At 42.6% G+C, this 7,501-nt stretch carries 10 protein-coding genes; 4 read left to right on the top strand and 6 right to left on the bottom strand.

From position 1 onward, the window contains the following. The 6 genes from BCG07_RS18165 to lptM all read right to left on the bottom strand — a co-directional run. On the bottom strand, positions 1–358 hold a 358-nt coding region (locus BCG07_RS18165), incomplete at its 3' end, for an HAD family hydrolase (RefSeq protein WP_502694082.1). A gap of 9 nt (positions 359–367) precedes the next feature. Further along, entirely contained in the window at positions 368–1,312 is a 945-nt protein-coding gene (locus tag BCG07_RS18160; RefSeq protein ID WP_243532051.1) for a tyrosine recombinase XerC, read from the bottom strand. Further along, complete coding sequence (locus BCG07_RS18155) at positions 1,309–1,920, bottom strand: DUF484 family protein (protein WP_243532049.1); 612 nt, start codon at positions 1,918–1,920, stop codon at positions 1,309–1,311. The genes BCG07_RS18160 and BCG07_RS18155 overlap by 4 nt, the downstream gene beginning before the upstream one ends. Beyond that, on the bottom strand, positions 1,917–2,747 hold the full coding sequence (gene dapF, locus BCG07_RS18150) for a diaminopimelate epimerase (protein ID WP_010557932.1): 831 nt from the start codon (positions 2,745–2,747) through the stop codon (positions 1,917–1,919). The genes BCG07_RS18155 and dapF overlap by 4 nt, the downstream gene beginning before the upstream one ends. A gap of 64 nt (positions 2,748–2,811) precedes the next feature. Then, complete coding sequence (gene lysA, locus BCG07_RS18145; protein ID WP_243532046.1) at positions 2,812–4,065, bottom strand: diaminopimelate decarboxylase; 1,254 nt, start codon at positions 4,063–4,065, stop codon at positions 2,812–2,814. Beyond that, complete coding sequence (gene lptM / locus BCG07_RS18140; protein WP_243532044.1) at positions 4,066–4,260, bottom strand: LPS translocon maturation chaperone LptM; 195 nt, start codon at positions 4,258–4,260, stop codon at positions 4,066–4,068. Between the two features lie 157 nt (positions 4,261–4,417). On the opposite strand from lptM, the gene cyaY reads away from it, so the two are divergent. Genes cyaY through hemC form a run of 4 tightly spaced genes read left to right on the top strand, consistent with a single transcriptional unit; the run spans position 4,418 to position 7,379 of the window. Continuing rightward, entirely contained in the window at positions 4,418–4,741 is a 324-nt protein-coding gene (gene cyaY, locus BCG07_RS18135; protein WP_006792464.1) for an iron donor protein CyaY, read from the top strand. After that, complete coding sequence (locus tag BCG07_RS18130) at positions 4,738–5,394, top strand: alpha/beta hydrolase (protein WP_006792463.1); 657 nt, start codon at positions 4,738–4,740, stop codon at positions 5,392–5,394. The genes cyaY and BCG07_RS18130 overlap by 4 nt, the downstream gene beginning before the upstream one ends. A 22-nt stretch (positions 5,395–5,416) precedes the next feature. After that, positions 5,417–6,409 (top strand): DUF2914 domain-containing protein, encoded by a 993-nt coding sequence (locus BCG07_RS18125; RefSeq protein ID WP_243532042.1) that lies wholly within the window; start codon positions 5,417–5,419, stop codon positions 6,407–6,409. A 31-nt stretch (positions 6,410–6,440) separates the two neighbouring features. After that, complete coding sequence (gene hemC, locus BCG07_RS18120; protein WP_243532039.1) at positions 6,441–7,379, top strand: hydroxymethylbilane synthase; 939 nt, start codon at positions 6,441–6,443, stop codon at positions 7,377–7,379. Positions 7,380–7,501 lie beyond the last annotated feature (122 nt).

Below are 7,501 nucleotides of genomic sequence, written 5' to 3'. Positions count from 1 at the left end.
CTAATACGTCGTCGCTGACTACAATGTTACTGCGTGCATCGGCAAATGCGTTATAGGCGTTACTAGCGTGCAGTGCTACTTCTTGTTCAGTAAATCCTAACTTTGATAGTGCTAAACGCAATGTGTGCTTGCGCCACTGCGTTACATTGTCTTTTAGCTCTGGCTGTTGCAGTGCGGCAAGTTGCCGGCATTGTTGCCAGTATTGAGGGCCTTGTTCTTGGTAGCGTGGTAATGCATTTAAGTAATTTTGTTGGGCGCTAACGGCTGCTTTTATAATTGGGTGGTTGTTGTATAGCGTGTCGTCTAAATCAAAGCTCATGACAGAAAAAGGGCGTATTGCACGATTAAATCGGATCATTATAATTTCCTAATCAGTTTGTTTTTTAGCGCGCGGGTGGGTGTTGTCGTACACTTTGGCTAAATGCTGAAAATCTAAATGGGTATACACTTGTGTGGCCGACAAGCTACTGTGGCCAAGCAATTCTTGTACAGCACGTAAATCACCCGACGATTCTAAAATATGTGATGCAAATGAATGGCGTAATTTATGCGGATGCACCTGTGAGCTAATACCTTGCTTTATTCCCCACTCTTGCATACGCAAACGCACTTGGCGAATTGAAATACGATTTTTTTGGCTACTTAAAAATACACCTGGCTCGTCTGGCTTTGCAAACTGAGGGCGCACGGTTAACCATTTTTTTAATGCGTCTAATGCCTTTGTTCCCACGGGAATAAGGCGTTCTTTATTACCTTTACCGCGAACTAATATTTCGCCACTTTTGGCATTAATATCTTGCATGTTAGCGCCAACTAACTCGCTAATACGTAAACCTGATGAATACATAAGTTCCATCATAGCTTTGTCTCTTATTGCCAAAGGGTCGTCGTCAGGAATTTCGAGTAAGCGAGCCATTTGATCAACGTCGAGGTTTTTAGGTAAAGGCTTGGCAAATTTGGGGCCTTTAATGCCGGTAGCAGGATTGTGATAATGCGATTGCTGCGCAATATTTTTAGCTTTTAAAAACTTATATAAACTTCTGATACAGCTCAATTTTAAGCTAATGGTTCGGCCACTTAATTGTTTAGCGCGTAAAGCCATACTGTAACGGCGAATATGCTCTGCTTGTACGCCAAACCAGTCATCGCATAATTTATTAAAATAAAGGGCTGCAAAACCAAGTTGGCTAACATACTGATTTACAGTGTGCGCTGAAAATTGTTTTTCAAATTTTAGGTAGTCGCTAAATAGCGTAATGGGTGTTCGCCAGTTGTCACTTAATTCGCTTATATTAGGCGCATCATCACTCATGCGAGTTTTTGTAACCTTAACTGCAGGGCACTAATAAAATCCAGAACGAACAGGTTGTCTTGTGCGGGTTCAAAATGGTTCACGTTGTTGCTGCCAAACGCGAGTATGGCAATCGGTTGCTTTTTATCACCAATTAAATATATAGCCGCAGATTGCGTGTCATCACTAAATAATAGAGCCCGTTCTTGTGCTGTAATACGGCCTAAGTAATGCCCAGAGTTTGTAAGGCGGTGTTCAATTAGCTCGTCGTAGTCAGTGCTGTATTTTATTAATTTAAAGTCACTTATGTCGTTATTTGAACACACAATCGTGTGTAAATTTTTAGCGATGGTATCAAAGTCGTCATGGCTCCAAAGCTGGCGATGGCATTGGCTGAGGAGACGGTATACGAGCTCATTTTGAACTGCGTGCTGACTCATTGTATCGATTTGATTTTTTAAACGCGTATTGTGTTCACGCAATTGGCGCTGTTGAATATGTACTAATGACGTTGCCCCTTGCGCTTGCTGCTGAAGGTCTAGCTGAGCAAGCACGTTTGGGTGTTTAACTAAAAAGTCAGGATTTGCGAGTAAGTAGCTAGTAATTTGCTCTTCATTTAGCTCGCTCATAACGCGACTTGTCCATCGAATACGTGTTCAGCAGGGCCTGTCATTCGTACTGGATGACCTTCTCCACTCCAACGTATTTGAAGTGTTCCACCAGGTAGGTCGACTTGTACCGCGCTTGAAAGCTTGCTTTGCATATGGCCAATGACCATCGCTGCACACGCGCCAGTGCCGCATGCGAGCGTTTCGTTTACGCCGCGCTCCCATACTCTTAGCTTTATATGCTCTTGCGATATAACTTGCATAAACCCAATATTAGCGCGCTGTGGAAAACGTTCGTGGTTTTCAAGCAGTGGACCTAATACATCGACCTGCGCTGTCGTAATATCGTCAACTTCAAGTACACAGTGTGGGTTCCCCATAGATACTGCGCCACTAAATACGGTGTGTTCTTCAGCCCTTATAATGTAGGTGAGTTCACGTTTGCTGGCTTTAAGCGGTATTTTGCTTGGCTCGAAATTAGGGTGCCCCATGTTAACCGTAACTTGGCCGTCTTTTTCTATATAGAGCGTTAAGTTACCTGATTTGGTTGATACACTAATTTTATGTTTGTTAGTCAGGCCTTTCATACGCACAAAACGTGCAAAGCAACGTGCACCATTACCGCACTGTTCTACTTCGGTACCATCGGCATTAAAAATACGATAATGAAAATCAAGATCGGGAGAGTATGGTGCTTCAACCATGAGTAATTGGTCAAAGCCAATGCCAAAGTGGCGATCAGCCAGTTTTTTTATTTGATCTCGTGATAAAAATACATTTTGTGTAATGTTATCAATAACAACAAAGTCGTTGCCTAAGCCGTGCATTTTGGAAAAATTAACTAACATAGCGCTCTAATTCGTGTTTGCTCTGTGGTAATCATGCCACAGAGCAGCTAGTTGGCAAAAACGTTTATGGTAAAATTTTCTCACCTTGATAAAGACTCTCAATGGTTTCACGTTCGCGAATAAGATGGTGCTGTTCACCGTCTACCATTATTTCAGCTACGCGTGGGCGAGAGTTATAGTTTGAACTCATAGTAAAGCCATATGCGCCAGCACTTCGCTGGGCGAGTAAATCGCCTTGTTTCAGCGCCAGTTCTCGGTCTTTTCCTAAAAAGTCACCGGTTTCGCACACGGGGCCAACAATATCAAAGTTGTGAGTTGGCGTATCGTCATCACGAACCGACACAGGTATAATTTTTTGCCACGCTTGATAAAGAGAAGGGCGAAGCATATCGTTCATGCCAGCATCAACAATGGCAAAAAATTTACTTTGGTTTTGTTTAATAAACTCAACTTGCGTAATTAATACCCCTGCGTTTGCAGCAATGGCACGACCTGGTTCAAAAATAAGTTCTAAATGGCGGTAGTTTTCTAGGCGAGCCGTTACTTGCTCTGCGTATTCACTAGGATGAGGTGGTTGTTCGTTGTCGTAAGGAACACCTAACCCACCACCTATGTCTAAATGGCTTAATTCTATCCCGATATTTTTTAGCTCATCTATTAGCGCAAGGAGTTTGTCGAGCGCTTCTAAAAACGGCTTTACTTCGGTTAACTGCGAACCAATATGGCAATCTACGCCTATTACATTTAAGCCAGGTAAAGCAGCGGCTTGTTGATAAACACTTACAGCGGTTTGAATATCAATGCCAAATTTGTTTTCTTTAAGGCCAGTAGAAATATAAGGGTGCGTTTTTGCATCTATATCGGGGTTAACGCGAATAGAAATTGGTGCTACTAAGTTAAGCTCACACGCAACCTCTGAAATACGCTCTAATTCAGAGGCCGACTCAACGTTAAAACATTTAATCCCTAATTTTAATGCATACGCTATTTCGTCAGCGGTTTTAGCAACGCCTGAAAATACTACTTTACCGGCGTCTCCTCCTGCTTTAATTACACGCGCCAGCTCACCTTTAGATACAATGTCAAAACCCGAACCAAGGCGGGCTAGAATATTTAATACAGCAATATTAGAGTTTGCTTTTACGGCATAACATACCAAGCTTTTATGGTTTTTAGTCGCATTGGCAAACGCAAGATAGTGGCGCTCAAACGTTGCACGAGAATACACATAGCAAGGCGTACCATATTGCTGAGCAATAGCGGCAATACTCACATCTTCAGCAAACAATTGATTGTTTTTATAGTTAAAAAAATCCATTTATTGCTCCTGTTTTACTGGTGTTGTAGGTTGCTTGGCCTCTGTGGTAGGCGCCATAGTGTTTTCTGGTTGGTTTTGCTCGGCCTGTTGTTCAGGTAAATATAATGGGCCGCTTTGTCCGCAGCCAGTTAATGCGCTAAATAGGGCCGTGCAAATTAATAGTTTTTTTAATTGTAAGGTATGTGTCGCTTTCATTAGATTAATATTGTTGCTGGCTTTATAATCGCAGAGTAACAGAATATCTAAAAAATGCAGCTATTCGCGGATGATTTTATTCCTGTTACACTAGCTGCATATTTTTAACGCAATTACGTACCCAATATTAGGCGGCCCGCCTGCAAAGGAATCAACAATGACTGAACACGAATATCACCAATTAGCCGAAGCTCTTATGTTCACAATTGAAGAGCAAATTGATGATTGTGAAGCCGATTTAGATTACGAATCAGCGCAAGGTATTTTAGAAATTATTTTTCCTGATAAGAGTAAAATTGTCATCAATAAGCAAGCGCCTCTTCATCAAGTGTGGGTAGCAACTAAATTCAATGGTCACCATTTTGAAATGCGTGACGGTCAATGGATTGATAACCGCTCTGGTGCAGAGTTTTGGGAATTCATTAACGAAGCGTCAACTCGCCAAGCTGGCCAAGAAATTAAGTGGCAATCATCATTATGAGTTTAGAGTTTGTTCAATACCCCGCGCAGAGCGCGCATAAAGCGACAGTTATTTGGTTACATGGCTTAGGTGATTCGGGTGATGGGTTTGCCCCTGTAGCGCCGCAATTAAATTTACCAGCCGAGTTGGGCGTGCGTTTTGTTTTCCCACATGCGCCTGTGCAACCGGTCACCATAAATGGTGGTATGGAAATGCGTTCTTGGTACGACATTAAGTCAATAGAGCTTGATAAACGTGCCGATGAAGAAGGGGTTAGGGAGTCTGCCGAGAAAGTAGAGGCGTTAATAAATACAGAAATAGCCAACGGAATACCTGCTAACAAAATTATTTTGGCTGGTTTTTCACAAGGTGGTGTTGTGTCGCTTCACTTAGCTCCGCGCTTTGAACAAAAGTTAGCGGGTGTTATGGCACTGTCTACTTATATGTGCGCGCCGCATAAATTTACAGATGAAGCAAAGCATACCGATTTAAATGTATTTATGGCACATGGTAGTCACGATAATGTGGTACCAATGAGTGCAGGTAAAAGTGCATTTGATGTATTAACAGCACATAACATGGATGTAAGCTGGCAAGAATACCCAATGGCACACCAAGTGTGTGCAGAAGAGTTACACGCTATTCGCCAATGGTTAATTGCCCGTTTAAGCTAATTTTGGAGCCGCTGAGGTCAATATGAGTCAAAAAATAGTTATTAAAGCAAATGTAAAACGCGAACCACAAAACAGCCTACCTACGGTAAGCTATGAATGGCATTGGCGTCGAATTGTGAGTTTGGCTATGTTGATAGTAATGACGTCTGCGGCTGTGATATATGGTTTAACCAGCTCAGTAAATGCAGATCAGGGCGCACATCCCAATGAACAAACAGAGCTTTTAATTACTGATAGCACACAAGGTGATGAAGTAACTGAAAGCGAAACACATAATGCACCCAGCAACCAATTGCATATAGAGACTGAGCATGCTGAAACACTGCCTGCTGAGCAACTACCAACAACTCAAGAGGCTGACATTACCAATGCCTTACTTGAAAACGCTGAGTCAGTAACCGTTGCGCCAATCTCAGATGAGCCGACAGTAACCCAATCAACAGTTGACTCAATAACTGAAAAAACGAATACAGTTGATAACAGTAAAAACGATGCGTTGGTCACTAATGCAATAAGCGCTGATACAACAAGTGAAACTGTATCTGTACCTGCGTCAGAGCAAACTTCTGAGCTTGGCACAATCGCATTAGAGCCAGAGAGTAATATTGATGCACAACCTGTTACAGACCAATTTGCTGAAGATGCCCATATTGCTAGCGTGGCACTCGGTGCTCAGATTGATACCAGTAAAATAAGCCGCGCAGTGCTTACACGCAGTGTAGCAAAACGCGAACCTACTAATGTGTTTGCAGCCGACGTGCGTTTAAGTCAGTTTGAAGGTTCGTTATCATTTTTTAGTGAGCTTAAAGGACTGCAAGGCCAGCGCGTAAAACATGTTTGGTCTTTTGAAAGTGAAACAATGGCCGAAATTTCACTTAATGTTACTTCGCCACGCTACAGAACTTATTCAACAAAAAATATTATGAACACGCAAACAGGCCATTGGCGTGTAGCTGTTGTTGATGAGCAAGGTAATTTAATAGCTCAAAAAGAATTTAGAGTGTTAGCTAACTAATGCTAACCGCAGTAATTAATTGGATACCCCTATGACAGAAAAAACAAAATTAGTACGTATAGCAACCCGTAAAAGCGCTCTGGCGCTATGGCAAGCCGAATTTGTAAAAGCGCAGCTAGAGCATTTTCATGATGACGTGCGTGTTGAGTTAGTCCCTATGTCGACCCAAGGGGATATTATTTTAGATACACCACTTGCTAAAATTGGCGGTAAAGGCTTATTTGTTAAAGAGCTTGAGCAAGCTATGCTAGATGGTCGAGCTGATATTGCCGTACACTCAATGAAAGATGTGCCGGTGGAGTTTCCAGAAGGATTAGCCCTTCATACCATTTGTGAGCGTGAAGATCCGCGCGATGCGTTTGTATCAAATCACTTTGCTAACTTGAATGAGTTACCAGAAGGAGCGGTAGTAGGTACATCAAGCTTGCGCCGCCAATGCCAAATTAGAGCACTGAGACCTGACTTAGAAATCCGTGATCTACGCGGAAACGTAAATACACGCCTAGCTAAATTAGATGCTGGGCAATACGATGCGATTATTTTAGCAGCGGCAGGGCTTATTCGTTTAGAAATGGGCGAGCGTATTGCTGACTACATTGAACCAGAAGTATCGCTGCCTGCAAATGGGCAAGGTGCTGTAGGTATTGAGTGTCGGATTGAAGATGAAGTAACTAAAGCGTTATTAGCACCGCTTGAGCACACACATACACGTATTCGTGTTAATGCAGAGCGTGCAATGAACCGCCGTTTAGAAGGTGGTTGTCAGGTGCCAATAGGTGCCTATGCGTTAGTTGATGGCGAAGAGGTCCATTTACGAGGGCTTGTAGGCGCAATCGATGGCAGCGAAATTTTACGTGACGAAGTTGCGGGTCATATTAACGATGCCGAAAAACTCGGAATAGAGCTGGCTGAAAAATTACTTGCTCAAGGCGCAGATAAAATTTTAGCTGACGTATACAGAGATGCATAAATGACACATATTCTGATAACTCGGCCCGAAGGAAAAGGCGCAGCCCTTGCAGAGCAACTTGAGCAAGCGGGTTATCAGGCGTCATTGTTTCCTGTTTTAAATATTAACTATTTAACGCCCTC

It is taken from the genome of Pseudoalteromonas sp. ESRF-bin5, assembly GCF_002632075.1.
In the GTDB taxonomy this organism is placed as follows: domain Bacteria; phylum Pseudomonadota; class Gammaproteobacteria; order Enterobacterales; family Alteromonadaceae; genus Pseudoalteromonas; species Pseudoalteromonas marina.
This window is presented reverse-complemented; position numbering and strand designations above follow the sequence as displayed.